This is a genomic window from Saccharothrix sp. CB00851 (assembly GCF_001905065.1).
Taxonomy (GTDB): Bacteria; Actinomycetota; Actinomycetes; order Mycobacteriales; family Pseudonocardiaceae; genus Actinosynnema.
The window spans coordinates 1-24621 of record NZ_LWLC01000049.1; the positions used below are offsets into that span (position 1 = coordinate 1).

At 72.7% G+C, this 24621-nt stretch carries 23 protein-coding genes and 1 pseudogene; 15 read left to right on the forward strand and 9 right to left on the reverse strand.

Annotation, left to right across the window (positions count from 1 at the left end):
• Positions 1 to 501 precede the first annotated feature (501 nt).
• Complete coding sequence (locus A6A25_RS36550; RefSeq protein ID WP_073898208.1) at positions 502 to 1125, reverse strand: DUF4230 domain-containing protein; 624 nt, start codon at positions 1123 to 1125, stop codon at positions 502 to 504.
• Positions 1126 to 1233: 108 nt separating this feature from the next.
• Between A6A25_RS36550 and A6A25_RS36555 the strand changes: the two genes are divergently transcribed.
• The 6 genes from A6A25_RS36555 to lipB are packed head-to-tail and all read left to right on the forward strand — an operon-like array spanning position 1234 to position 5121.
• Complete coding sequence (locus A6A25_RS36555) at positions 1234 to 1467, forward strand: acyl carrier protein (protein WP_073898210.1); 234 nt, start codon at positions 1234 to 1236, stop codon at positions 1465 to 1467.
• The gene (locus A6A25_RS36560) at positions 1454 to 2665 is read left to right on the forward strand and encodes a beta-ketoacyl-[acyl-carrier-protein] synthase family protein (protein ID WP_073898212.1); all 1212 of its coding nucleotides are present in this window, start codon (positions 1454 to 1456) and stop codon (positions 2663 to 2665) included. Before A6A25_RS36555 ends, A6A25_RS36560 begins: the two co-directional genes overlap by 14 nt.
• 9 nt (positions 2666 to 2674) lie before the next feature.
• Complete coding sequence (locus A6A25_RS36565) at positions 2675 to 3634, forward strand: beta-ketoacyl-ACP synthase III (RefSeq protein ID WP_073898214.1); 960 nt, start codon at positions 2675 to 2677, stop codon at positions 3632 to 3634.
• Positions 3631 to 3966, forward strand: coding sequence for a 3-hydroxyacyl-ACP dehydratase FabZ family protein (locus A6A25_RS36570; protein ID WP_073898216.1), 336 nt, complete (start codon positions 3631 to 3633; stop codon positions 3964 to 3966). The genes A6A25_RS36565 and A6A25_RS36570 overlap by 4 nt, the downstream gene beginning before the upstream one ends.
• Positions 3963 to 4439 (forward strand): 3-hydroxyacyl-ACP dehydratase FabZ family protein, encoded by a 477-nt coding sequence (locus A6A25_RS36575; protein ID WP_073898218.1) that lies wholly within the window; start codon positions 3963 to 3965, stop codon positions 4437 to 4439. The genes A6A25_RS36570 and A6A25_RS36575 overlap by 4 nt, the downstream gene beginning before the upstream one ends.
• Position 4440: 1 nt before the next feature.
• The gene (gene lipB / locus A6A25_RS36580) at positions 4441 to 5121 is read left to right on the forward strand and encodes a lipoyl(octanoyl) transferase LipB (protein WP_073898220.1); all 681 of its coding nucleotides are present in this window, start codon (positions 4441 to 4443) and stop codon (positions 5119 to 5121) included.
• 15 nt (positions 5122 to 5136) lie between these two features.
• On the opposite strand, the gene A6A25_RS36585 is transcribed toward lipB, so the two are convergent.
• Genes A6A25_RS36585 through A6A25_RS36595 form a run of 3 tightly spaced genes read right to left on the reverse strand, consistent with a single transcriptional unit; the run spans position 5137 to position 8178 of the window.
• Entirely contained in the window at positions 5137 to 5343 is a 207-nt protein-coding gene (locus tag A6A25_RS36585; RefSeq protein ID WP_073898222.1) for a hypothetical protein, read from the reverse strand.
• Positions 5344 to 5368: 25 nt separating this feature from the next.
• On the reverse strand, positions 5369 to 6415 hold the full coding sequence (locus tag A6A25_RS36590) for a terpene synthase family protein (RefSeq protein ID WP_198932982.1): 1047 nt from the start codon (positions 6413 to 6415) through the stop codon (positions 5369 to 5371).
• The gene (locus A6A25_RS36595) at positions 6412 to 8178 is read right to left on the reverse strand and encodes a 1-deoxy-D-xylulose-5-phosphate synthase (RefSeq protein ID WP_073898224.1); all 1767 of its coding nucleotides are present in this window, start codon (positions 8176 to 8178) and stop codon (positions 6412 to 6414) included. The genes A6A25_RS36590 and A6A25_RS36595 overlap by 4 nt, the downstream gene beginning before the upstream one ends.
• Before the next feature lie 430 nt (positions 8179 to 8608).
• Between A6A25_RS36595 and A6A25_RS36600 the strand changes: the two genes are divergently transcribed.
• The 4 genes from A6A25_RS36600 to A6A25_RS36615 all read left to right on the forward strand — a co-directional run bounded on the left by A6A25_RS36600 (position 8609) and on the right by A6A25_RS36615 (position 11703).
• The gene (locus A6A25_RS36600; protein ID WP_073898226.1) at positions 8609 to 9691 is read left to right on the forward strand and encodes a polyprenyl synthetase family protein; all 1083 of its coding nucleotides are present in this window, start codon (positions 8609 to 8611) and stop codon (positions 9689 to 9691) included.
• A 5-nt stretch (positions 9692 to 9696) separates the two neighbouring features.
• Positions 9697 to 10323: an ABC transporter ATP-binding protein gene (locus A6A25_RS36605; protein ID WP_073898272.1), complete on the forward strand. Its 627-nt coding sequence runs from the start codon at positions 9697 to 9699 to the stop codon at positions 10321 to 10323.
• Positions 10320 to 11336: an ABC transporter permease gene (locus A6A25_RS36610; RefSeq protein WP_143193650.1), complete on the forward strand. Its 1017-nt coding sequence runs from the start codon at positions 10320 to 10322 to the stop codon at positions 11334 to 11336. The genes A6A25_RS36605 and A6A25_RS36610 overlap by 4 nt, the downstream gene beginning before the upstream one ends.
• Positions 11337 to 11415: 79 nt before the next feature.
• Positions 11416 to 11703 (forward strand): hypothetical protein, encoded by a 288-nt coding sequence (locus A6A25_RS36615; protein WP_143193651.1) that lies wholly within the window; start codon positions 11416 to 11418, stop codon positions 11701 to 11703.
• Between the two features lie 47 nt (positions 11704 to 11750).
• Here the strand turns inward: A6A25_RS36615 and A6A25_RS36620 are convergent, their stop codons facing one another.
• The 3 genes from A6A25_RS36620 to A6A25_RS36630 all read right to left on the reverse strand — a co-directional run bounded on the left by A6A25_RS36620 (position 11751) and on the right by A6A25_RS36630 (position 13742).
• The gene (locus A6A25_RS36620) at positions 11751 to 12560 is read right to left on the reverse strand and encodes a hypothetical protein (RefSeq protein ID WP_198932983.1); all 810 of its coding nucleotides are present in this window, start codon (positions 12558 to 12560) and stop codon (positions 11751 to 11753) included.
• Positions 12561 to 12959: 399 nt separating this feature from the next.
• On the reverse strand, positions 12960 to 13223 hold the full coding sequence (locus A6A25_RS36625; RefSeq protein WP_073898233.1) for a hypothetical protein: 264 nt from the start codon (positions 13221 to 13223) through the stop codon (positions 12960 to 12962).
• Between the two features lie 6 nt (positions 13224 to 13229).
• Positions 13230 to 13742 (reverse strand): MerR family transcriptional regulator, encoded by a 513-nt coding sequence (locus A6A25_RS36630; RefSeq protein WP_073898235.1) that lies wholly within the window; start codon positions 13740 to 13742, stop codon positions 13230 to 13232.
• Positions 13743 to 13886: 144 nt separating this feature from the next.
• Between A6A25_RS36630 and A6A25_RS36635 the strand changes: the two genes are divergently transcribed.
• Positions 13887 to 14621, forward strand: coding sequence for a sugar phosphate isomerase/epimerase family protein (locus tag A6A25_RS36635; RefSeq protein WP_073898237.1), 735 nt, complete (start codon positions 13887 to 13889; stop codon positions 14619 to 14621).
• Entirely contained in the window at positions 14618 to 15724 is a 1107-nt protein-coding gene (locus A6A25_RS36640) for a Gfo/Idh/MocA family protein (protein WP_073898239.1), read from the forward strand. Before A6A25_RS36635 ends, A6A25_RS36640 begins: the two co-directional genes overlap by 4 nt.
• Here A6A25_RS36640 and A6A25_RS36645 read toward each other — a convergent pair.
• Complete coding sequence (locus A6A25_RS36645; RefSeq protein ID WP_073898242.1) at positions 15705 to 16295, reverse strand: TetR/AcrR family transcriptional regulator; 591 nt, start codon at positions 16293 to 16295, stop codon at positions 15705 to 15707. The two genes, A6A25_RS36640 and A6A25_RS36645, sit on opposite strands and share 20 nt — an antisense overlap.
• Before the next feature lie 314 nt (positions 16296 to 16609).
• Between A6A25_RS36645 and A6A25_RS36650 the strand changes: the two genes are divergently transcribed.
• The 3 genes and pseudogenes from A6A25_RS36650 to A6A25_RS36675 all read left to right on the forward strand — a co-directional run.
• A complete protein-coding gene (locus tag A6A25_RS36650; protein WP_241829112.1) occupies positions 16610 to 21067 on the forward strand; it encodes a ThuA domain-containing protein in 4458 nt (1485 codons plus the stop codon).
• Positions 21064 to 21906: a sugar phosphate isomerase/epimerase family protein gene (locus tag A6A25_RS36670; protein ID WP_073898244.1), complete on the forward strand. Its 843-nt coding sequence runs from the start codon at positions 21064 to 21066 to the stop codon at positions 21904 to 21906. The genes A6A25_RS36650 and A6A25_RS36670 overlap by 4 nt, the downstream gene beginning before the upstream one ends.
• A gap of 237 nt (positions 21907 to 22143) precedes the next feature.
• Positions 22144 to 23157, forward strand: a pseudogene (locus tag A6A25_RS36675) (lipase family protein); the annotation flags it as partial.
• Here A6A25_RS36675 and A6A25_RS36680 read toward each other — a convergent pair.
• Positions 23091 to 24401: a PucR family transcriptional regulator gene (locus tag A6A25_RS36680; RefSeq protein WP_073898246.1), complete on the reverse strand. Its 1311-nt coding sequence runs from the start codon at positions 24399 to 24401 to the stop codon at positions 23091 to 23093. The pseudogene A6A25_RS36675 and the gene A6A25_RS36680 overlap by 67 nt on opposite strands.
• Positions 24402 to 24621 lie beyond the last annotated feature (220 nt).

A 24621-nucleotide genomic window follows, 5' to 3' on the forward strand; every position in this document is an offset into this window, starting at 1 on the left:
CCACACGTGTCAAGGGCGGCGCGAGCCCTAAGTGAAGTAGCAGGCAAAGCTGGACGCGCCGCCCTTGACACGTGCGGTAAGGCTGCGCCAGGTCGGCGGGATGACACGAAGCCCTCCTATGAGGGAGAAGAGCGCCGCCAGTGGCACGTGCCGGGGGTCGCCGACGAGCGCGGGGACGAACGGGCCCGGGGCGGGTGCGGCCGCTTTGCAGAAGTAGGGGTTCGTGTCATCCCGCCGACCTGGCGCAGCCCTACCGCACGTGTCAAGGGGGCCTCGTGCGAGCGTTGCCTGACACTCCAACTTCGAGGCCCCCTTGACGCGTGTGGTAGCCCGGAGGGAGGTCGGTGGGATGACACGGAGCCCGGGACCACCAACCCAACCGGACGTCCCCGACGCAACGAGACCGAGGCGGGACGAACGGGAGGTCATCCTGCTGATCTGCCCGTCCGGCGAGGACGCTTTTCAATGCTCTTCAAGCTTTCAAGCACCAGACGACCGACGTCAGTCCAGGTTCGTGAACTCCACCTCGTACCCCAGCGCACCGAACATGCCGGTCAGCATCTTGCGCGTGTTGTCGTCCGCCCGCCGCACCAGCCCGGACTCCCGCGCGGCATCCGCGATCTTCTGCTCCGCGGCCACGTAGAACGGCTGCTGGTCCTGCGTCTCGACCAACGACGCCAACCGGTCGAACAGCCCGCGCTCCTGCGCGAACACGTAACACCGCTCCTGGTCCAGGTTCGGCTTGTCCAGCACCGCGCCGGGCAGGGTCAGCCGCACCTTCCGCGCCTCGCCGGAGGCGCTGGTCGGCGCCACCTGCAACGCGTCCTCGGCCAGCCCGCCGAAGTCCACGTAGGCGTTGACCGTCCCGGCGGCCACGAACAGGGTCCGCTGCCCGGCCAGCGCGGACGGCACGTACCGGACGTCGCGCTCGATGTCGAGCACCACCTGGAACTCGCCCGCCGAGGCGTGGTACTGGCTCAAGTCGCGCAACGACTGCAGCAACGCCGGTTGGCTGCGGTCGATCGTGTCCGTGCCCGCGAGGAACCGCGGCACCACCAACACCGCCGCCACCAGCACACCGACCACCACGAGCACCGCCGCCACCACACCGATGCGCCACTTCATGCGGCCGGGATACCCCACCGCACCGCCGCGGAACCCGCCGGTTGGCCGCCGGTCCGACCGATGGGGTTCGATGGCGGGGGAGGAGTCGGGTGAGCGAGGAGAGGCCCTGTGTACGAGACGCTGAAGAAGATCCTCGTCGACACGTTGAAGGTCGCGCCCGAGCAGATCACCCCGGACGCGACCAAGGACGACCTCGACCTGGACTCGCTCGCGTTCGTGGAGCTGTCGATGGTGCTCGGCAAGGAGCACGACCTGCACATCAGCGATGACGAGCTGTTCGACATGGAGACCGTCGGCGACATCGTGGCGCTGATGGAGGAGCGCGCCGGTGAGCGGTCTTGACATCGCGGTGACCGGGCTCGGCCTGGTCACGCCCGGTGGTGTCGGCGTGGAGGCCGGGTGGTCCGCGGTGCTGGCCGCCCGGTCGACCGCGGCGCACGACCCGGTGCTCGCGGGTCACGAGGTGGCGATCTCGTGCCGCGTCACCGACTTCGACGCGGACGCGCTGCTCGGCGCGCGGCGGGCGGTGCGGCTCGACCGGTTCGCGCGGTTGGCGCTGGTCGCGGCACGGGAGGCGGTGGCCGGGGAGGACACCGGGGCGTGGGACGCGGCCCGGGTCGGCGTGGTGATCGGCACGTCGGCGGGCGGCGGTGAGACGTTCGAGCGGCAGCACGGCGTGCTGCTGGCCGAAGGCCCGACGGCGGTGTCCCCACTGGTGCTGCCGATGCACCTGCCGAACATGGTCGCCGGTCAGCTGGCGATGGAGTTCGGCTTCCGCGGCCCGAACCTGGTGGTGTCGACCGCGTGCGCGTCCGGGGCCACCGCGATCGGCGTGGCGTGCGACCTGCTCGCCGCCCGGCGCTGCGACGTGGTGCTGGCCGGCGGGGTCGACGCGCTGCTCAACCCGTTGACCATGGCCGGTTTCGCCCGGATGGGCGCGCTGTCGCGGCGGGAGGACCCGGTGACGGCGTCGCGGCCGTTCGACGTCGACCGGGACGGGTTCGTGGCGGGTGAGGGCGCGGCGGTGCTGGTGCTGCGGCGCGCGGAGGACGCGCGGGCGGACGGGCGGCGGGTGCGGGCGCGGGTCGTCGGGTACGGGGCGAGCGCCGACGCGCACCACATCACCAACCCCGACCCCGAAGGGCGGGGTGTGATCGCGGCGACGGAGGCGGCGCTGGCGGACGCGGGCGCGTCACCCGGCGATGTGGGGCACGTCAACGCGCACGGCACGTCCACGCAGCTCAACGACCTGGTGGAAGGACGGGTGCTGGCGCGACTGCTGCCGTCACGGCCGCTGGTGACGTCGACCAAGGGCGTGACCGGGCACCTGCTGGGCGCGGCCGGCGCGGCGGAGGCGGTGTTCACCGTGCTGGCGGTCGAGCGGGGTGTCGTGCCGCCGACCGCGAACCTGGAGAACCTGGACCCCCGGCTGGAGATCGACGTGGCCACGGCCGCCGTGCCGCGGCAGGTCGACCTGGCGTTGAGCAACTCGTTCGGGTTCGGCGGCCAGAACGCGGTGCTGGCCATCGCGAAGGCGTGAGGGGGAACGATGTCGGTGATCCTCGGCGTGGGCGCCAGCCTGCCGCCACGGGTCGTCACCAACGACGACCTGGCCACCCGGCTGGACACCTCCGACGAGTGGATCCGGTCGCGCACCGGCATCGGCGCGCGTCGGTGGGCCGAGCCGGGGACATCCACCTCGGACCTGGCCGTGGACGCGGGCGCGCGGGCGCTGCGCTCGGCCGGTCTGTCCACTGTGGACGCGGTGATCGTGGCCACCACGACGCCGGACCGGTCGTGCCCGGCGATCGCGCCCGCCGTGGCCGCCCGGCTGGGCCTGGTCGACGTGCCCGCGCACGACGTGGCCGCCGTGTGCACCGGTTTCCTGTACGGCCTGGCCAACGCGGTAGGCCTGATCGCGAGCGGCGCGGCCCGGACCGTGCTGCTGGTCGCGGCCGAGACGTTCTCCACCCTCCTCGACCCGGACGACCGCGGCACCGCGGTGATCTTCGGCGACGGCGCGGGCGCGGTGGTGGTCGGTGAGGGCGAGGGCATCGGCCCGTGCGTGCTCGGCAGCGACGGCCGGGGCGCCGACCTCATCCAGGTACCGGCCGGTGAGCGCTACTTCCGGATGAGCGGCAAGGAGGTGTTCCGGGAGGCCGTCGAACGGATGGCGGACGTGGCGCTGGAAGCGCTGGCCCGCACCGGCCTCGGCCCGGACGACGTGGACCACCTCGCGCCGCACCAGGCCAACCGGCGCATCTGCGACGCCGTCGCCCGTCGGCTCGGCCTGGACGAGTCCAAGGTGCTGTCGGACCTCGACGCGGTCGGCAACACGGCCGCCGCCTCGATCCCCGTGCTGCTGGCGGACGCCGCCGCGCACGGCCGGCTCAAGGCGGGCGACCGGGTGCTGACCGTCGCGTTCGGCGGCGGCCTGACGTGGGGCGCGGCCACGCTGGTGTGGCCGGACGTGACCGCGGACTTCGGCGTCCTGGGGGAGGACCGGTGACCGGCCTGTTCGGCTCGCCCGTCGAGGTGGTGGAGCGCTCCGCCACGACCACCGTCGCTCGCAAGGTCGTCGCCCAGGACGATCCGGTGTTCGCGGGCCACTTCCCCGGCTTCCCGATCTACCCCGGCGTGGCCGTCGTGGAGTTCGCGCACCGCGCCTCGGGCCGCGCGCGGCCGGCCGCTGTCGAGTCGGCCCGCTTCCTGCGGCCGACGTTCCCCGGCACCACCCTGACCGTGCGCTTGACGTGGGACGACACGGGTCGGCGGTGCTCGGCGTTGGTGAGCGACGACGACGGCGTGGTCGCCCGGATCAAGCTGAGGTACGAGCCATGACCGGCCGAGCCGACCGGGCCGACCCAGCCGACCGGGCCGACCAACCCGTGACCGACATCCTCCGACTGCTGCCGCACCGACCGCCGTTGCTGCTGGTGGACCGGGTACGAGACGTCGTGCCGGGCGAGTCGCTGACCGCGCTCAAGGCGGTCAGCGCCAACGAGCCGTGGTGCGTCGACCTCGGCGACTTCCCGCCGACCCTGCTGCTGGAGTCGTGGTGCCAGGCAGCGGTGCTGCTGTCGTCGTGGGGCCAACCGGCCACCGATCGCGTCGTGCTGTTCGGCGCGATGGCGGACGTCGAGTTCCACCGGCCGGTCACGCCGGGGTGCGTGGTCCGGCACTCGGTGCGGGTGCTGGACGCGCGCGGCGACACGGTGGCGTTCACCGGGCGGTCGGAGGCGGACGGGCACGTGGTGATGACGGTCGGCCGGGTGGTCACCACGGCCCGCGCCGCCGCCGACCTACACTCCTGACATGCGCTTCCTGCACGGCGGTTTCGGCGAGGACGCGGTGCCGTACGAGCAGGCGTACGCCGAACAACGGCGGCTGCACGCGTTGCGGGTCGCGGACGAGGTCACCGACGTCTGCGTGCTCCAGGAACACCTCCCCGTGTACACGGCGGGCAAGCGAACCAAAGCCACCGCGTTCCCGCCCGACGACGTCGCCGTGCTGACCGTGGACCGCGGTGGTGAGATCACCTGGCACGGTCCCGGTCAGCTCGTCGGCTACCCCGTGGTGAAGCTGCCGGTGCCGCTGGACTCCGTGGGGCACGTCCGCCGGATCGAGGACGCGCTGATCGGGACGTGCGCCGAGTTCGGCGTCGAGACCGCGCGGCTCGCCGGTCGCAGCGGCGTGTGGGTGCTCGGCGACCACCCACCCGCGCCGGACGTGCCGCCGTCGGCCGCCCGCGCGCACGGGCAGCACCGCAAGATCGCCGCGATCGGCGTGCGCATCGAGCGGTGCACCAGCCTGCACGGCTTCGGCCTCAACTGCGACCCGGACCTCACGGCGTTCGACCGGATCGTGCCGTGCGGCCTGGAGGACTCCGGGGTCACTTCCCTGACCGCCGAACTCGGCCGTCCGGTCGCGCCGGCCGAGGTGGTGCCGGTGGTCGAACGTCACCTGACGAGGGTGTTCGCGGCCGATCGCCGGTGACGGCCGACTGCTCGGTCATTTGTTCACCCACAACGTGTTCTCGTTGTCGCACTTCCAGTCGTCCCACTGGCCGGCGACCACACCGGCCATGCCGGCGGCCTGGCAGAGGTAGTTGCTGTCGAAGTCACCCTGCTTGCGCCACGCGCGCTCGGACGGCGCGGTGGCGTGCAGTGCGGCGACGAGGGCCGCGGCGGTGGCGGTCATGGCGGTGATGCGGTGCATGGTCGCTCCTCGGTGAACTGGCGGATCACAGGTCGTCCCACCACCACGAGACGGTGGGAATCGGTAGGGGGTCCGGGCTCGGGTCCGACGGCTCCTCGGTGAAGCCCGGGTGTGCCGCCAGGCCGCGGTAGCGGGGCACGTCCAGCGCCCAGTCGATGTTGCCGCGGATGGCGTGGCCGAGGCCGTCGAGGTAGATCCGCAGGGCCTGGCTGATCGGCCGGGCCGTGACGGTCTCGCGCAGGCGCAGGAAGCGCGCCATGACCCGGTCCCGCAGGCGCACCGCCTCCACCGCGGCCAGGTCGCGCGGCAGCCCGCGGTGGTGCGCCAGCACGGTGACCAGGTTCGGGTAGGCGCTGCTCTCCGCCAGCTTGCGGTGCAGGGAGTGGAGGTCGTTGTCCCACGAGGCGACCATGATCGCCATCTCGGTCAGCGCCCGCACGGCGGGCGAATCCATCTCCGCGCCGGGCACCTCCGGCCCGTTGGCGATCTCCAGCAGCGCGATGGTCGGCGCGCCGCCCGCGGCCTGCAACCGCAGGGCGGTGTAGTCGGCCAGGTCCGGCAGGTGGCCGCGGGACCGGTCGGCGACCTGCCACGTCACCGAGAACAGCCACGCCCGGTGTGCTTCGGTGAAGCGCCGCGCCTGCGTGGGGGTGCGCAGCTCGTACATGCTCCGGACGATGTCCTGGACGGCCCGCGCGTACCGGTCCCCGCCCGGGTCGCACCACGGCGCGTCCATCACCCGCTGCACGGCGCCCGCCATGGGCGGGAACCGCACGGGGTCGTCGCCGAACCGCCCGGTGTCGCAGCGCCGGTCGTCGAAGATGAAGCCCCAGTACACCCAGCGCACGGCGATCCGGAGGCCGTCGTAGTCGGCGTGCGGCGCGAACCGCGCGTAGAACTCCGCGCTCGACGTGTGCCGCAGCAACGTGCGCTGCCGGTCGTCCGCCGCCAGGCCGACGCGCTCGACCCACGCCAACGCGTCGCGTTCGACGTCGTCCACCCGCGGGTGGACCGCGGCGTCGATCGGGCAGTAGAACGGGTGCAGTTCGAGGGGTGCTTCGACGGCGGTCACGACGCCCACCCCGGCAGGAAGCGGGCCACCGTGCGGGCGATGCCGGCGGCGTCCAGGTCGTGCATGCGCAGGATGTCGGCCCGCGACCCGTGCGGCAGGAAGTCGTTGGGCAGCCCCAGGATCCGCGTCCGACGGCTCAGCCCGGCCTCGCGCAGCGCCGCGGCCACCGCCTCGCCGGTCCCGCCGCCGCGCACGCCGTCCTCGACGCACACCACCACGCGGTGCTCGGCGGCCAACGCCACTACCGCCGGGTCGACCGGTGTCACCCAGCGCGGGTCGCACACGGTCACCCCGATGCCTTCGCCCGCAAGCGCGACGGCGGCGGCCACCCCGTCCGCCGCCAACCCGCCGACCACCACCAGCAGCACGTCGCGCCGCGACGACCGGTGCAGCACGTCGACCCGGCCGAGCCGGTCCACCGCGGGGACGTCCGCGCCGATCGCGCCCTTGGGGAAGCGGACCGCGGCCGGCCCGTCGTCGGCGACCGCCTCGTCCAGCAGCTCGCGCAGCCGCGTGCCGTCGCGGGGCGCGGCCACCCGCATCCCGGGCACCACGCGCAGCAGCGCCAGGTCCCAGGCACCGTGGTGGCTCGGCCCGTCCTCGCCGGTCACCCCGGCCCGGTCGAGCACGAACGTCACCGGCAGGCGGTGCAGCGCCACGTCCATCAGCACCTGGTCCGCGGCCCGGGTCAGGAACGTCGAGTACACCGCCACCAGCGGCCGCAGCCCGCCCATCGCCAGGCCCGCCGCGCACGTCACCGCGTGCTGCTCGGCGATCCCGGTGTCGAGCACCCGATCGGGGAAGGCCTCGGCGAACGCGGTCAGCCAGGTCGGGTGCAGCATGGCCGCGGTCAGGCACACCAGGTCCGGGTGCCGGTCGGCGAGCACCAGCAGGTGCTGCCCGAACACCGTCGTCCAGCCCGGTCCCCGCGACACCGACGGCGGGGACACGGCGTGCAGGTGGTCCACCGGATCGTTCTCCGCCGGAAGGTGACCCTTGCCCTTCTTGGTGACGCAGTGCACCACCACCGGCCGCCGCAAAGCTTTCGCGGCGGTCAGCGCCTCCTCCAGCCGGGCGATGTCGTGGCCGTCGACCGGGCCGAGGTAGCCCAGGCCGAAGTCTGCGAACACGCCCCCGCCCCCGCCCGCGCGCAGGGCGGCGAGGTGCCTGTCCACCGCGCCCGCGGTCGGCGCGTACGACCGGCCGTTGTCGTTGAGGACCACGACCACCGGGTGGTCGACACCACCGAGGTTGTTCAACGCCTCCCACGCCATGCCGCCGGTGAGCGCGCCGTCGCCGACCACCGCCACCACGTGCCGGTCCCGCTCGCCGCGCAGCCGCGCCGCCCGCGCCAGGCCGTCCGCATAGGACAGTGCGGTGGACGCGTGCGAGTTCTCCACCAGGTCGTGCGGCGACTCGGCCCGGCTGGGGTAGCCGGACAGGCCGCCCTCGCGGCGCAGGTCGGCGAACGCGTCGGCCCGACCGGTGAGCATCTTGTGCACGTAGGACTGGTGCCCGGTGTCGAACACGATGCGGTCGTGCGGCGACCGGAACACCCGGTGCAGCGCCAGGGTCAGCTCGACCACGCCGAGGTTCGGCCCCAGGTGGCCGCCTGCCCGGGTCACCGCCTCGACCAGGCGGGTCCTGAGGTCGTGCGCCAACTCCTCCAACGCACCGCGTGGCAGGCCGGTCAGGTCGGCCGGTCCGGCGATCAGCGGCGCCGGGGCCCGGACAGCCCTGGGGAGGGTGGTGGTGTCGGTCATCGAATGCCACTCCAACCGGTGCAGAAAGCCCTTGCGGCAGCGCGGGATGAGGCGAACGTGCCGCAAGGGGACCGGCCGGTACAAGCGCGCCGACGCGTTTCACGCGAACGGGAGCGCGCGTGCCACACGGACGTGTGCGTGTCGTTCCCGCCGAATCGGGGAAGCGGCGTTCCGCTGCGTCGTCGAGTGCCTGTCATCCCACGTCAAAGGGCGGTTGTGGGGCCGAGAAGCGCAGGTGGGGCCGGTCCGCGCGGCCCCGAACGGGGTCGGCGGCCCTCGTCGGACGCCGGGCGCGCCCCACCGGTGTTAGCTTCGGACGGCCGGGAGGTGACCGCATTCGACCGCCGGATCGTCACCGTGTGCACCCGCCGCGTCCCCGCTCACCGCGTCCTCGCCGGAACCCGGTCCTGTTCGCGCCTGTGGAGGTTCCATGACTGTCATCGACGCCGTGCGCGGCGACCTCGCCGAGGTCCGCGCGGAGGTGGACGCGACGCTCGACCGATTCCTGGCGGAGAAGGCGCGCACCGCGCCGGACCCGTGCCTGCCACCGCTGGTGGACGTGCTGCGGGAGTTCGTGTCCGGTGGCAAGCGCTTGCGACCCTTGTTCTGCCACTGCGGTTTCGTCGCCGCGGGCGGTTCGCCGCACGACCGCGCGGTGGTGTGGACCCGCGCAGCGCTGGAGATGTTCCACACCTTCGCGCTGGTGCACGACGACATCATGGACGGGTCGGCGCTGCGCCGCGGCCGCCCGACCGTGCACCGGGCGCTCGCCGGGCGGTTCGTCGACGGCGACCACGACGACGGGCAGGCGGCCGAGCGGTTCGGGGTGAACCTGGCCATCCTGGCGGGCGACCTGTGCTTCACCTGGACCGACGAGATGCTGGACCGGGCCGAGGTGGACCACGCGAGGTGGCGCGAGGTGCGTGCGCTGCTGCACACCATGCGCACCGAGCTGATCGCCGGGCAGTTCCTCGACCTCGGCGGTGACCCGAGGTCCGGCGTGGACCCGGTGCGGTCGGCGTGGCGGATGATCCGGCTCAAGACCGCCCGGTACACGGTGGAGCTGCCGCTGCGCATCGGCGTGGCGCTGGCCGGCGGTGACGCGGTGCTGAAGCGGGTGTGCGGCGCGTACGGGCGGCCGGTCGGCGAGGCCTACCAGCTCCGCGACGACCTGCTCGGCGTGTTCGGCAACCCCGAGGTGACCGGCAAACCGGACCTGGACGACCTGCGCGCGGGCAAGCCGACCGTGCTGATGGCGCTGGCGTGGCAGCAGGCCACCCCCGAGCAGCGCGAGGTGATCACGACCCTGCACGGCGATCCGGGGCTGGACGAGGAGAGCGCCGAGCGGCTGCGGGACGTGGTGGTCGCGACCGGGGCCGCGGCGCGGGTGGAGCGGCTGATCACGATCCGCGCCGACCGGGCGCTGGGCGCGTTGCGCTCGTCGCCGATGAGCCCGGCCGCGAAGGCGCCGCTGGCCGACCTCGTCGCCCACGCCACCCGCCGCGCCCGGTGAGCGGCATGTCCACGGTGGACTTCACCCTGCGCGCGGTCGACCTGCACAAGGCGTTCGGCACGCGCCAAGTCCTGCGGGGCGTCGAGTTCTCCCTGCGGCGCGGGGAGATCATGGGCATCATCGGCGAGAACGGCGCGGGCAAGACCACGCTGCTGCGGGTGCTGTCCGGTGAGCTGAAGGCCGATCGCGGCGCGGTGCTGCACCGCGACCGGCTCGGCTACTGCCCGCAGCGCATCGTGGTCAACGACGAGCTGACCGTCGAGCAGCACCTGCGCTACTTCCAGTGCGCCTACCGGCTGGACTCCCTGGACCGGGCGCAGGAGTTGGTGGAACGGCTGGACCTGGTCCGCTACCGGCGCACCAAGGCGGGCGTGCTCAGCGGCGGCACGCGGCAGAAGCTGAACCTCGTGCTGGCGCTCATGCACGACCCGGGCGTGGTGTTGATGGACGAGCCGTACCAGGGCTTCGACTGGGACAACTACCTCGCGTTCTGGTCCATCACCCAGGAGCTGCGCGACCGCGGCCAGTCGGTGCTCGTCATCTCGCACATCGCGCACGACGTGGAGCGGTTCGACCGGCTGCACCGGCTGCGCGGCGGGCAGGTCGTGGAAGAGGCTGGGGTGACGACATGACTCCTGTTTTGTCGGTGGTGTCGGACATCAAGGCGTACAAGGCGTCCTTGGACGACCAGACGACGTGGCAGGCGTCGCTGGTGAAGGCGATCGGGTTCGAGGTCGCCCAGCACGTGCGCAACCGGTTGGCGTTGGCGCTGGTCCTCTTCTTCATCCCGGTGTGGCTGGGGATCGTGCGCGGGATCATCCCGTCCGACACGGTCGAGTACCACTCGCGGGTGGTGCGCGGGCCGTTGCCGGTCAACGCCAACGAGTTGGCGATGGTGTCCGGTGCGATCAACGCGGTGACGCTGATCATCGGGTTCATGATGTTCGCCGCGGTGCGCCGGTCCAGCGCGTTCGACCAGCGGCTGGTGCTGGCGGGCCACTCGCGGGCGTGCCTGCTGGTGGCCAAGCTGGTCGGGTTGGTGCTGGTGTCGGCGGTGGTCGCGGCGTACGCCGGGCTGGTCATGGCGATGTACTGGGACCCGCAGCAGCCGGGGCTGATGACGCTCAGCCTGTTCACCAGCGGCCTCACCTACGGCGGGCTGGGCATCGTGCTGGGGCTCGCGCTGTCCACCGAACTGGCGGGCATGTTCGTGATCATCATGGTGTCGCTGGTGGACGTCATGGTGCAGAACCCGATCATCAACCCGGCCGACACGCAGGCCGTGGTGCGGTTCCTGCCCACTTACGGGTCGATGCAGGCGGGCGCGGCGGCCGGGTTCACCTCGCGCGGCGCGGTCGGGTACGCGTCGCTCGGGCTGGTGTGGCTGACCGCGTTCGGGCTGATCGGGCTGCTCGCGTTCCAGCGGCGCACCAGGGACCACGCGCGGCACGCGCCGTCACCCGAGCCGGCCGCCACGGTCACCGTCTCCACCCGCGCGGACGGCTCGCTGGTCGTCACGTCGATGGCCGGGCCGGTGATGCTGTGCACGCGGCTGGCGCAGTGCCCGGCTGGCTGCGAGGCGCCCGCCGTGCCGCCACCACCACCGGCCCGGCCGCGGCGGACGCGTCGGGCGGCGACGTCCTGACGTCCGGCACAGCTCCGCGTCGGCTCCGCGACGCGGTGATCACCACACTCCGAAGTGCGACACCGTTGGAGGTAACACCATGCGACTCAGTGGACTGGCCGTGCCGGTAGCGGCGGCGGCCGTGCTCGTGCTCGGCCCGCAGGCCGGGGCGGATCCCCGGCAGGACCCGGTCGGCTCGATGTACGGGCAGGCGTGCGGGTACGGCGTGGGTGTCTTCGGCACCACACCGTTCGCGCCGGTGGTGGGCGTGGCCTGCACGCCACCGCAAGCCGTCGGCGCACCCGCCGAAGCCGTGCCCCACGAGCTGATGCCTGAGGAACCGATGCCCGAGGAGGCCATGCCTGAGGAGGTCATGCCCGCCGAGTAGCCGATCGGGCTGCCGCCCCGGCCGTCAGGACCGGGGCGGCAGCCGCGTCAGCGCAGGTGGTGGTCGAAGAACGAGACCACGTGCCGGCGCACGGTGCGGACCGCGGTGTCCGGGTCGAGGGTGCCGACCATGGCGGCGAGCTCGGCGTCGTCCATCAGGCCCGCGGCGTGCAGTTGCGGTGCGGTGGCGGCGAAATCGGTCAACGCCCAGTGGTTGGCGCCGGCGATCACGTGCTGCCGGGCGCAGCCGTGCGCGAGCACCGCCGACCACGCCCGCCGGTAGCGGTCGTTCTGGAAGCCCTCGGTGCCGACCAGCAGCAACGGCCGGTCGACGCCGTGCCGGGCCACGGGCAGCAGCTCGCCGTCCTGGCCCGGCTGCTCCGGGTGGTAGTCCAGCAGGCCTTCCAGGTTGATCGCCGCGTCGATCCGGCGGTCGGTGTCCTCGTACATCGCCTCGGCCGCGATCGTGCCGCCCAGGCCCTGGCCGTACACGCCCACGCGGTCCAGGTCGAGGGCACGGCCGAGGTGGCGCGGCAGGGCACGGCCACCGGCGTCGGGGTTGCCTCCCGAGGCCAGGACCGCCAGCCGGTCGAGCACGAAGTCGGTGTCCGCGAGCCTGGTGGCGATTACGTTCCGGTAGAGCCGCGGATCGGTGCTCGGGTCGCCCGGCAGCGCGACGAACCGCGGCCGGGTGGGCAGGTCGACGGTGAACGTCTCGCCGGGGTGGTCGATCGTCACGACGACGTACCCGCGGCTGGCGAGTTCTTCGGCGGTGGTCGTGCCGAACGCACGCGGGTCGACCAGCCCGGGGCTGTAGAGCACGACCGGTCGGGGGACCGGCCGCGCGGGCGCGTCCACGTGCGAGTGGGTGAGGGTGGCGGCCCAGTCCACGCCGCTCGTGGCAGGTTCGGGTACACGCGGGGCGCGACCACCGGCAGCGCCGCCGCCGCACCCGGCGTGAGCTGTGGTGCCACCGGGTGGTCGCGGACGTCCAGCGCCGGGTAGTGCACCGAGGCCATCACCTCGCGCGGACCGCCTCCCGCGTCGGGCCACGGGTCCGGCCGGTCGGCGTCCACCAGGTGCAGCGTGGTGACGCCGACGCGGTGCGGACCGGTCGGCGCGGGCAGGGTCAGGACCAGACCGGCCTCGGCCGGGGCTTCGGCGGTGGCCTCGGCCGTGCCGGTGAGGCTCGCGGCGAGGACGGTCAGGACGGTTGCGGACAGACTTGTCTTGCGGAACACATTTCCCCCTGAGGATTTATTCGGGTGATATCGCGGCGTACATGCGGGACAGGTAGTCCCACAAACCGTCACCCAGGTCGTCCACCGGTTGGCCCGGCAGCACGTCGCGCAGCACGCCGCGACCGTTCTGGCGGAAGAACGCGCCCATCGAGCGCAGGATCTCCCGGTCGCCCGCCGCGAACGTCTCACCGACGCCGACCAGGCGTCGAGCGGTCCGCAGGACCTCCGGGTCGTCCACCGGGTCGCCCGCGCGGTAGTGCTCGACGATCTTCGCGAGCACCTCGGGTCACTCCTCGTCCAGCCGTTCCCGGGCCGCCGGCCCGATGTCCGCGGCGTGCTCGTCCAGGAAATCGCGCTGTTCCCGGGTGAGGTGCTGGTCGAAGATCGTGGTGCTGCCCAGCAGGGCGAGCAGCCGGTCGGAATCCGGCCGGGTCGGGCCGTTCAGCTGGGCGAGCAGACCCCTCGTCTGGCGGCGCAACGCGTTGAGCCGCCACACCTGCTCGTCCAGCTGTTCGAGGTGTCCGGCGAGCACCTTGGTGAGCGGTCCGGGGTCGGACGTGTCGGCCAGCACGCCGCCGATCTCGTCCAGCGACATGCCGAGCTGCCGCAGCAGCCGGACCTGGTAGAGCCGGTGCAGGTCCGCCTCGGTGTAGCGGCGGTGGCCGGAGGGCGTGCGCTCGCTCGGCCGCAGCAGGCCGAGCTCGTCGTAGTGGTGCAGCGTGCGCACCGTCATCCCGGCGACCTTGGCCAGCGCGCCGACGCTCCAGCGCGGCCGGTCGACGCCCCCCTCAGCGGTCATGGACCGACCCTAGAACCTCACGCGACGTCAGGTTCAAGTCCGTTCACGGGGTCGGGTGAGGCTCTGGCGTGAATTTCTACCAAGTGGTAGAGATTTGTGGGAGCGCTTTCATGCACGTGCCGACACCGACGTCAGGAGCTCGTCATGAGTAGAACGTCCGTGCAGCTGTACTCCGTCCGCGACGCGTTCGCGGCCGATCCCACCGACACCCTGCGGCGACTCGCCGCCATCGGCTTCACCCACGTCGAGCCCTACGGCGTGGTGGAGAACGCGGACGTGCTGCGCACCGCGTTGGCCGCGCACGGCCTCACCGCGCCGACCGCGCACGCGCAGCTCATCGGGGCCGACCAGCACGCCGTCTTCGCCGTCGCGGCGGAGTGCGGCATCGACATCGTCATCGACCCGTACGTGGGCGAGGAGAAGTGGCGGGACCCGGCGGACATCGCCGCCACCGCCGCCGCGCTCAACGCCGCCGCCGAGGTCGCCGCCGGGCACGGTGTCCGCGTCGGCTACCACAACCACTGGTGGGAACTGGCGTCCCGGATCGACGGCCGCAGCGCGTTCGAGGTGCTGGCCGACCGGCTCGATCCCGGGGTGGTGCTGGAGGTCGACACCTACTGGGCGACGGTCGGCGGCGAGGACGCGCCCGCGCTGCTGCGCCGGCTGGGCGACCGGGTGCACGCGCTGCACGTCAAGGACGGCGGCCTCGCGCGGGACGGGTCGGGCCAGGTGCCGGCGGGCCGGGGACGAGTGCCGGTGGCCGAGGTGCTCGCCGCGGCGCCGGGCGCGTTGCGCGTGGTCGAGTTCGACGCCTACGACGGCGACGTGTTCGCCGGTCTCGTCGAGAGCTGCGCGTTCCTCGCCGAGGCCGGGGCATGAGCGCGCCGGTCGGTGTCGGCGTCGTCGGCACCGGGGTGATCAGCGAGGAGTACCTGCGCAACCTGACCGCGTTCCCGGACCTGCGGGTGCTCGCCGTCGCCGACCTCGACCCGGCGCGGGCGGCGGAGCGGGCGGCCCGGCACGGCGTGCCGCGATCGTCCACTGTGGACGACTTGCTGGCCGACCCGGACATCGCGATCGTGGTCAACCTGACCGTGCCCGCCGCGCACGTCGACGTCAGCCTCGCCGCGATCGAGGCGGGCAAGCACGTGTGGGTGGAGAAGCCGCTCGGGTTGGACCTGCGCGGCGCACGCGCGCTGCTCGACCGGGCCGCGCAACGGGGTCTGCGGGTCGCGTGCGCGCCCGACACCCTGCTCGGCGCCGGGTGGCAGACCGCGCGGCGGGCCGTCGACGCGGGCCGGATCGGGGAGCCGCGCACCGCGCTGGCGCTGTTCCAGACGCCCGGACCGGAGGGCTGGCACTCCGCGCCCGAGTTCCTGTTCCAGGCGGGCGGCGGGCCGTTGCTCGACATGGGGCCGTACTACCTGACCGGGCTGGTGCACCTGCTCGGCCCGATCCGCCGGGTCACCGCCACCGGCAGCCGGGCGCGGGACACCCGGGTGATCGGGTCCGGGCCGCGGGCGGGCATCGAGTTCGAGGTGACCGTGCCGACCACGGTGAGCGCACTGGTCGAGTTCGAGCGCGGCGGGTCCGCGCAGGCGGTGTTCAGCTTCGACTCGGCGTTGTCGCGCACGGGGTTCCTGGAGGTCGCCGGGACACTGGGCACGGCCGTGCTGCCCGACCCGAACCGGTTCGACGGCACGACCGCGCTGCACCTGTTCGACGGCGGGCAAACGCTTGCGCCGCAAGGGCACCACGCCACGCGCGGCACGGGCGTGCTTGAGCTGGCGCGGGCGATCCGGGCCGGTGAGCCGGAACGCGCGTCCGGCGAACTCGCCTACCACGTGCTGGACGCGATGCTGGCCGTGGAGGGGTCCATCGCGCTCGGGCGGTCGGTGGACGTCGTCAGCACGGTCGAGCCGCCGCCCACCCTGCCGGTCGACTGGGACCCGCACGCGGTCTTCAGTCCAGCGGCACGGTGAGCAGGGTGCGCAGGTAGAACCTCAGTGACCCGACCAGGTCGACCTCGTCCGGCGTGGTCAGCCACTGGACCTGCAAGCCGTCCATCAACGCGATGAACGTCAGCGCCGCGGCTCGCGGGTCCACGCCGGGGCGCAACTCGCCGCGGTCCGCGAGGGCTTGGAACGAACCGACCACGCCCTCGCGCGCCGCCCGGTAGTGGCGGACGAAGTAGCCGTGCGCCGGGTGGTCCGCCGCGACGGCCTCGGCGGCCAGGCGGGAGTAGAGGTCGACGATGCCGGGGTGGCGGACGTTGTGCTCGGCCAGGGCCAGGAAGTGGCGCAGGACGTCGAGGCCGGGCGTGGCCTGCAGTTGCTCGCGCTCGGCGTCCTCGGCGTCACGGCGTTCCAGCACTGCGGCGAGCAGTGCTTCCTTGGTCGGGAAGTAGTAGAGCAGCCCGGCGTGCGTGATCCCGGCGCGCTTGGCGATCTCGCGCAACGACGAGCCGTGGTACCCGGCCTCCCCGTACACCGCGACGGCCGCCGTGATGATGTCCTCGCGGCGGATCCGGCCCTTCAGGTAACCGCCGGTCACGGGCTCGCCGTCGTCGTCTCGCGCACGCGGACATCATGCCGCACGCGTTCGACGGGGCGGCCGTTGACGGACCGTGGTCAGCACTCGCTCACTTTCGGCCATTCGTGCACGACTTTTGTTAGAAACCAGCGAAAGTCTTGCGTACTTCGGTTTGTTCTGAACAGAATTGCCCTCGCGTCCAGCCCTGTGAGCTGGACCACAAGGTCACCGTCCGCGAAGCCCAGCGTGGTGCGAACGAGGAGACAGCGGTGCGACGTCAGCGAAACACGCCCGGAACACCCACCGCGTTGGCGCTCGCCGCCGCACTGGGGGCGATGACCCTGGTCGCGACACCCGCGGCGGCGCACCACGACGGCGAGCACCTGCTCGTCTTCTCCAAGACGGCGGGCTTCCGGCACGACTCCATCCCGGACGGCATCGCCGCGATCACCGACCTCGGCGCGGCGAACGGCTTTACCGTCGAGGTCACCGAGGACGCCGCCGCGTTCACCGACGCCAACCTCGCCAGGTTCGACGCCGTGGTCTGGTTGTCCACCACCGGCGACGTGCTGGACGACGCGCAGCAGCAGGCGTTCCAGCGGTTCGTGGAGAACGGCGGCGGCTACGCCGGGGTGCACGCCGCCGCGGACACCGAGTACTCGTGGCCCTGGTACGGCGGGCTGGTCGGCTCCTACTTCAAGTCCCACCCGGCCATCCAGAAAGCCGACATCGCGGTGGAGGACCACGACCACCCGTCGACCGCGCACCTGCCGGACACGTGGACCCGCACCGACGAGTGGTACAGCTACCAGTCCAACCCGCGGTCGCGGGTGAAGGTGCTGGCCGCGTTGGACGAGACCAGCTACACGCCCACCGACCCGTCCGGCGACCACCCCATCTCGTGGTGCCACACCCCCGGCCAGGGCCGCTCCTGGTACACGGGTCTGGGCCACACCAAGGAGTCCTACGCCGACCCCGCGTTCCGGCAGCACCTGCTGGGCGGCCTGCGGTACGCGCTCGGCGTCGCGCCCGCCGACTGCGAACCCGAGGACGTGCCGCCGACCGACGCCGACTTCGACCAGGTCACGCTCGCGCTCGGCGAGGAGAAGACCGGCGAGCCGATCGCGTTGGCCGTGCTGCCGGACCGCAAGGTCGTGCACACCTCCCGCGACGGCCGCGTCTGGCTCACCACCCCGGAGGCCACCACCACGCTCGCCGGCCGCGTCCCCGTCTACAGCCACGACGAGGACGGCCTCCAAGGCGTGGCCGCGGACCCCGACTTCGCGAACAACCGCTGGCTGTACCTCTACTACGCGCCACCGCTGGGCACACCGGCCGGTGACGCGCCGGAGAACGGCACCGCCGCGGACTTCGAGCGGTTCCAGGGCCACAACCAGCTGTCCCGGTTCAAGCTGACCACCGACGGCGTGCTCGACCTGGCCAGCGAGCAGCGCATCCTCCAGGTGCCCGCCGACCGCGGCCTGTGCTGCCACGCCGGCGGCGAGATCGACTTCGACGCGCAGGGCAACCTGTACCTGTCCACCGGTGACGACACCAACCCCTTCGCCTCCGACGGCTACACCCCGATCGACGAGCGCGCCGACCGCAGCCCCGCGTTCGACGCCCAGCGCTCGTCGGCCAACACCAACGACCTGCGCGGCAAGGTGCTGCGGATCAAGGTGCAAGACGACGGCACGTACACGATCCCGGACGGCAACCTGTTCGCGCCCGGCACGGACAAGACCCGGCCCGAGGTCTACGCCATGGGCTTCCGCAACCCGTTCCGGTTCGCCGTGGACGAGGCCACCGGCTGGATCCACCTCGGCGACTACGGCCCGGACGCCGGCGCGGCGAACCCGGCCCGCGGCCCCGGCGGCAGCGTCGAGTTCAACCTGGTCAAGGGGCCAGGCAACTACGGCTGGCCGTACTGCGTCGGCGACAACGTGCCGTACGTCGACCACGACTTCGCCACCGGCACCTCCGGCGGCGCGTTCGACTGCGCCGCACCGAAGAACACCAGCCCCCGCAACACCGGCCTGGTCGACCTGCCTCCCGTGCAACGCGCCTGGATCGCCTACGACGGCGGTTCGGTGCCCGAGTTCGGCAGCGGCGGCGAGTCGCCGATGGGCGGCCCGACCTACGACTTCGACCCGGCGCTGGACAGCCCGACCAAGTTCCCGGAGTTCTTCGACGGCAAGACCTTCGCCTACGAGTGGGACCGGAGCTGGATCAAGACGATCGACGTCGGCCCGGACGGCGAGCGCGGCGCGATCACGCCGTTCTTCGACTCGATGACGCTGACCCGGCCGATGAACCTGGAGTTCGGCCCGGACGGCTCGCTCTACGTGCTGGACTACGGCAGCGGCTACTTCGGCGGCGCGGAGGACTCGGCGGTCTACCGCATCGACTACGCCCGCGGTCGGCACACGCCGGTCGCGAAGCTGACCGCCGACAAGACCTCCGGCCCGGCGCCGCTGACCGTGCGGTTCGACCCCGGCGGCACGGCCGACGAGGACGACGACCCGTTGGCCTACGCGTGGGACTTCGACGGCGACGGCACGACCGACGCCACCACACCCGGACCGGTCACCCACACCTACCCGACCATCGGCCAGTTCACCGCGAAGCTGTCCGTCACCGACCCGACCGGCCTGGTGGGCTCGGCGAGCGTCGTGGTCAACGTCGGCAACACCGCGCCCGTGGTGGTGCTGAACGCGCCCGCCGACGGCCGCGTGTTCAGCTTCGGCGAAGGGGTGCCGTTCTCCGTCACGGTCACCGACCCGGAGGACGGGCCGGTCGACTGCGCGAAGGTGACCGTGGAGTACATCCTCGGCCACGACAGCCACGGCCACCCGCTCACCCGCGCCACCGGCTGCGAAGGCGTGATCCCCACGCCGTCCGACGGCGGGCACGGCACGGACGCCAACACCTTCGGCGTCATCAACGCCTCCTACACCGACGGCGGCGCGCCCGGCGCGCCCGCGTTGACCGGCGAGGACGAGGCGATCCTGCAGCCGAAGGACAAGCAGGCCGAGTTCTTCACCGCGATGCACGGCGTGCAGGTCGTGGAGACCGGCACGGCCGAGGGCGACAAGCGCGTCGGCTACCTCGACAACGGCGACTGGATCGCGTTCGACCCGGTGCACCTCGGCGGTGTCACGGCGATCGGCTACCGGGTGTCGTCGGGCGGCAGCGGCGGCACGATCGAGGTGCGCGTCGACTCGCCGACCGGCCCACTGGTGCAGCAGCAGCCCGTGCCGTCGACCGGCGGGTGGGACAACTACGTCGAGCTGGCGCCATCACCGATCACCGACCCCGGCGGCACGCACCGGTTGTTCCTGGTGTTCAAGGGCTCCGGCAGCCTGTTCGACGTGGACGCGGTCCGGTTCACCCGCGGCACGCCGCCGCCGTCGTGGGAACCGGTCAGGCACACGCCTGCCGAGTCGTACTCCGCCCAGCGGGGCACCTCGGTGATCCGGGCGGAGGAGGCGCAGGGCGGCAAGCAGGTCGGCAACGTCCACGACCGCGACTGGATCGCGTTCGACGGCGTGTCGCTGGCCGGCGTCACGGGCATCGGCTACCGGGTCTCGTCGGCCACGGCGGGCGGCACGATCGAGGCGCGCGTCGACTCGCCGACCGGTCCGCTGGTGTCGAGCACCCTGGTCAAGGGCACGGGTGACTGGCGCGTGTACGCCGACCTGCCGCCTGCGGCGATCACCGACCCGGGCGGCACGCACCGGCTGTACTTCGTGTTCCGCGGCGGCCGGGGCGCGTTGCTGGACCTGGACACGATCACGTTCCGCGGTGCGGGGACGGTGGCCGCGGTCGACGTGCCGGCGGAGGCGTTGAGCGGGCAGCAGGGCGTCGCGGTGTACGACCGCGAGACCGCGCAGGGCGGCAAGCGGGTCGGCGAGATCAACGACGGCGACTGGGTGTCCTACGCCGACGTCGACCTGTCGAGGACCGCGGGCATCGGCTACCGGATCTCGTCCGGCGGTGTCGGCGGCACGCTGGAGGCGCGCGCCGACTCGCCGACCGGCCCGGTGGTGCACGAGCCGGTGACCGTGCCGGTGACCGGCAGCTGGGACCTCTACCTCGACATCGCGCCGCAGCAGGTGCGCCTGACCGGCGTGCGCGACCTGTACCTGGTGTTCAAGGGCGGTGCGGGAGCGCTGTTCGACGTCGACACCATCCGGCACCTGCGCTACCAGCCGGTCGGCGCGTGCAAGCCCGCCAAGCCGGAAGCGGGTTACCGCAGCCTGTACGACGGCACGGGCGTTGCCGGGTGGCGGCAGGCAGGTCCCGGGCGGTTCGTGGAGGAGGACTGCACCCTGCGCACCGAAGGCGGGCTCGGGCTGCTGTGGTTCGAGGAGGAGTTCTCGGCCTACAGCCTGAAGTTCGACTGGAAGGTCGCGGGCGACGACAACTCCGGCGTGTTCGTCGGCTTCCCCGACCCCGGCGCGGACCCGTGGGTAGCGGTGAACCAGGGCTACGAGGTGCAGATCGACGCGACCGACGCGCCGGACCGCACCACCGGCGCCGTCTACTCGTTCCAGTCGGCCGACATCCCCGCCCGGGACGCGGCGCTGAAGCCGCCGGGGGAGTGGAACGCCTACGAGATCGTCGTGCGGGGGCAGCGCATCCGCGTCTTCCTCAACGGCGTGCTGGTGAACGACTTCACCAGCACCGACCCCGCGCGTGACCTCACCAGCGGGCACGTCGGCCTGCAGAACCACGGCGACGGCGACGACGTGTGGTTCCGCAACGTCCGCATCAAGGAGCTGTCCCGATGACCGAGGAGTCACCCATGCCGTCCCGCCGCACGTTCCTCAGCACCGCCCTCGCCACCGGCGCGGCCGTCACCCTGCCCGCCACGGCGGCCGCCGCCGCGCCCGGCCGACCGCGCCGCCGGGTGCCGAAGGAGTCGATCAGCATCCAGCTCTACACGTTGCGGGGCATCATGGGTGACGACCCGGAGCCCGTGCTGTCGGCGTTGGCCGACATCGGGTACCGCAAGGTCGAGCTGGCCGGCACCTACGGACGCAGCGCCGCGGAGTTCGCCGCGATGCTGCGGCGGTGCGGGTTGCGGGCCACGTCCAGCCACGTCGGCATCGACGGCGATCTCGACCGGGTGATCGCCGACGCGCGCACCCTCGGGCACAAGTACGTGGTGGTGCCGTGGGTGAACTACCCGACGTTGGCGCAGTGGCGGGAGTTCACCGCGCGGCTGGAGGCGGCGGGGGACGTGTTGCGGCGCGCGGGGTTGAGCCTGGGCTACCACAACCACGCGCACGAGTTCGCCGCGGTGGAGGGCACCCGGCCGTTCGACGTGATCACGGCGGGGACGACGCGGCGCAACGTGCACCTGGAGCTGGACCTGTACTGGGCGGTGGCCGGTGGCGTGGACCCGGTGGCGGTGTACCGGGCGCACTTCCCGCGGGTGCGGCAGTTCCACGTCAAGGACCGGGCGACCGACGGGTCGTTCGCCGACCTCGGCACGGGCACGATCGACTTCGCGGCCGTCTTCCGGGCCACGAACGTGACCGAGTACATCGTGGAGAACGACCAGCCGCGCGACGCGCTCGTCACCGCGCGGGTGGGTTACGACTACCTGGTGGACCTCCGGTTCTGACGTTGCTCGACGCCCCCGGTGACCTCGCTCCGGCGGTCCTCGGATAGCACGCGGGTGCAATTCCCCGAGCCCGTTTTGCGTGCCGGTGACAAGAACTCGCAGGGCGCTTGACCTGCGAGAACCGGCCACGCAATGGTTCGGCGGTATTCGCCCGAGCTCGACGAGGAGCAGCCAATGCGATTGCACCGGGGGTGGGCCGTCGCGCTCGCCGCGGTCCTGGTGGCGGCCGGCACGGCCGACGCCACCGCGCACCGCGTGCTGTACCGCAGCACGGACACCCATGGCCGGCCGATCGACGTGAGCGGCACCGTGCTCACCCCGCACGTGCCGTGGTCCGGTCCCGGTCCGCGGCCGATCGTGGGGTACGCGCCGGGCACGCAGGGCGTCGGCGACGACTGCGCGCCGTCCCGCCGGCTGGCGATGGGCAGCGAGTACGAGGGCCCGTTCCTGGCCGGGCTGCTCACCCGCGGCTACGGCGTCGTCGTCACCGACTACGAAGGCCTCGGCACGCCCGGCATGCACACCTACGTCAACCGCGCGGCCGAGGGGCACGCGGTGCTGGACGCGATCCGCGCCGCACAACGGCTTCCCGAGGCGAACCTGCCCGACGACGGACCGGTGGCCGTCGCCGGGTACTCGCAGGGCGGCGGTGCGTCGGCGGCAGCCGTCGAGCTGTACGCGGGCTACGCGCCGGAGTTGAAGCTGAAGGGCGCGTACGCGGGCGCACCGCCCGCCGACCTCGGTGCGGTGGCGCGCAACCTGGACGGCCACTACGCGGCCGGGTTCCTGGGCTACTCGCTGCTCAGCCTCGACGCGGCGTACCCGGAGCTGGACATCCCGGGCGTGCTGAACGACGCGGGCCGGACGCTCCTGGCGCAGGTCGAGCACCAGTGCACCGGCGAGGCGCTGATCGCGCACGCGTTCCGCAAGTCGGTCGACCTCACCGCGGACGGCCGGCCCCTGGCCGCGTACCTGGACGAGGAGCCGTACCGGTCGCGGGTGGAGGAGCAGCGGATCGGCGTGCGCGAGCCGGGTGCCCCGGTGCTGGTGATCCACAGCGCGTTGGACGACATCGTGCCGTACGCGCAGGGCGCGGAGATGGTGCGGCGGTGGTGCGCCCTGGGCGCGAACGTCAAGTTCAGCACCTCGCTCGTGCCGACGCACGCGGCCGGCATGGTCGCCGCCTACCCGGAGGCCTTCGCCTGGCTGGAGGCGCGCTTCGCCGGCGTGCCCGCGCGCGGCACCTGCTGAACGTCACGGGCCCGGCTGAGCAACCGACGGGCGCGCAGCGCGATCTCCAGCGTGAGGCGCTCGTCGGGATCGGCCAGCCGGTCGCCCAGCAGCTCCTCCAGCTGGTGCATCCGGTAGCGCACGGTCTGGGGGTGCACGTCGAGCCGGCTCGCGATCTCGCCGATGCCGCCGCGCGTCTCCAGCCACGCCAGCAACGTCGTCTCCAGCCGTTCCCGCTGCTTCACCGTCAACCCGGCGAACGCCGCCAGCGCCCGGCCGCTGAGCTGGCCGACCAGGAACTCGTCGGACAGCAGCGCCAGCGTGGCCAGGTGGTCGTCGCACCAGGTCACCGGCACGGCGGGCAGCAGGCCGCGGCGCACGAACGCCAGCGCACGCCGCGCGCACGCCAACGACTGCCGTGCCTCGGCCAACGGCACCGTCGGGCCGACCGCGGCGCGCCGCCCGCGCAGCTCCGGCTGGAGCCGTCCGGAGGGGTTGGCCACCACCAGGCACGGCGTGGAGCTCTCCAGGTCGACCAGCACGTCCCGGCCCAGGGTCACCGACGGCAGCTGGTGCTGGTCCTCGCGGTACTCCAGCGCCACCACCGCGACCCGTTCGGGCAGCGGCCAGTCCGTCGTGCCCGCCAGGTCCGCGAGCGACCGCGGCGACGGCGGCTGCTCGGCCAGCACCAGCTTGAGCAGCTGCCGCCGCCTGCGCTCCAGCGCGCCGCTGGCGTTGGCCTGCGCCTCCGAGTAGCCCTCGATGGCCACCCGGCACAGCTCGTCCACCCACGCGAAGATCGCGTCGGCCACCACGAACAGGGTGTCGGTGGGCACGCCGATCGCGCGGCCGTGCTCGCTCAGGTGCCGCCACACCACCCGCGCCCCGATCCGCACCGCGGTCTGCAACGAGTCCATCGTGCGGCCTTCGAGGAACTCCATCCGACCGCTGTAGCGCAGCACGGCCTGCCAGTCGGCCTGCGCCGCGTCCGGGTTGGCGATGTTGTCGAAGCACTTCACGATCGCCATCTCGACCGCGCCGACCAGCACCTCGCGGAACTTGCCCTCCAGCGGCTGCGCGTACGCGGGCACGGTCCGCCGGATCTCCCGCACCACGTCCCGCACCAGCACGCCGGACAGCGGGGCCAGCTTCTCCGCCAGCTCGCCCGGGATGGTGGACCACAACTGCCGCGCCGCGCTGTACTCGCCGGTGGCGCCGGGGTGGGACCGCTGCCGCACCAACCCGCCGTTCAGTGGGATCGTCATACCGCCTCCGCCTGGGCGAAGTACCGCCGGTGGGACTTCGCCCGGCCGACCATAAAATCAGTCGCGGCGGCGTGTCAAATATTCTTTCCGGCACCCTGATGCGTTCACTCTTTCGAGTGATGTGCGGGTTGTGCGGGGATTACAAATTCCGTTTCGGAAACGCGCACCCCGGTGACAAGTCGGCCGTGGTGCCTGGACTGGCTGGGTGCGATTAATGCAC

Coding starts and splice junctions, on each gene's coding strand:
- A6A25_RS36550 (WP_073898208.1), bottom strand. CDS start 1,125: ATGAAGTGGCGCATCGGTGTGGTGGCGGCGGTGCTCGTGGTGGTCGGT.
- A6A25_RS36565 (WP_073898214.1), top strand. CDS start 2,675: ATGTCGGTGATCCTCGGCGTGGGCGCCAGCCTGCCGCCACGGGTCGTC.
- A6A25_RS36575 (WP_073898218.1), top strand. CDS start 3,963: ATGACCGGCCGAGCCGACCGGGCCGACCCAGCCGACCGGGCCGACCAA.
- lipB (WP_073898220.1), top strand. CDS start 4,441: ATGCGCTTCCTGCACGGCGGTTTCGGCGAGGACGCGGTGCCGTACGAG.
- A6A25_RS36585 (WP_073898222.1), bottom strand. CDS start 5,343: ATGCACCGCATCACCGCCATGACCGCCACCGCCGCGGCCCTCGTCGCC.
- A6A25_RS36595 (WP_073898224.1), bottom strand. CDS start 8,178: ATGACCGACACCACCACCCTCCCCAGGGCTGTCCGGGCCCCGGCGCCG.
- A6A25_RS36600 (WP_073898226.1), top strand. CDS start 8,609: ATGACTGTCATCGACGCCGTGCGCGGCGACCTCGCCGAGGTCCGCGCG.
- A6A25_RS36605 (WP_073898272.1), top strand. CDS start 9,697: ATGTCCACGGTGGACTTCACCCTGCGCGCGGTCGACCTGCACAAGGCG.
- A6A25_RS36610 (WP_143193650.1), top strand. CDS start 10,320: ATGACTCCTGTTTTGTCGGTGGTGTCGGACATCAAGGCGTACAAGGCG.
- A6A25_RS36615 (WP_143193651.1), top strand. CDS start 11,416: ATGCGACTCAGTGGACTGGCCGTGCCGGTAGCGGCGGCGGCCGTGCTC.
- A6A25_RS36630 (WP_073898235.1), bottom strand. CDS start 13,742: ATGACCGCTGAGGGGGGCGTCGACCGGCCGCGCTGGAGCGTCGGCGCG.
- A6A25_RS36635 (WP_073898237.1), top strand. CDS start 13,887: ATGAGTAGAACGTCCGTGCAGCTGTACTCCGTCCGCGACGCGTTCGCG.
- A6A25_RS36640 (WP_073898239.1), top strand. CDS start 14,618: ATGAGCGCGCCGGTCGGTGTCGGCGTCGTCGGCACCGGGGTGATCAGC.
- A6A25_RS36650 (WP_241829112.1), top strand. CDS start 16,610: ATGACCCTGGTCGCGACACCCGCGGCGGCGCACCACGACGGCGAGCAC.
- A6A25_RS36670 (WP_073898244.1), top strand. CDS start 21,064: ATGACCGAGGAGTCACCCATGCCGTCCCGCCGCACGTTCCTCAGCACC.
- A6A25_RS36680 (WP_073898246.1), bottom strand. CDS start 24,401: ATGACGATCCCACTGAACGGCGGGTTGGTGCGGCAGCGGTCCCACCCC.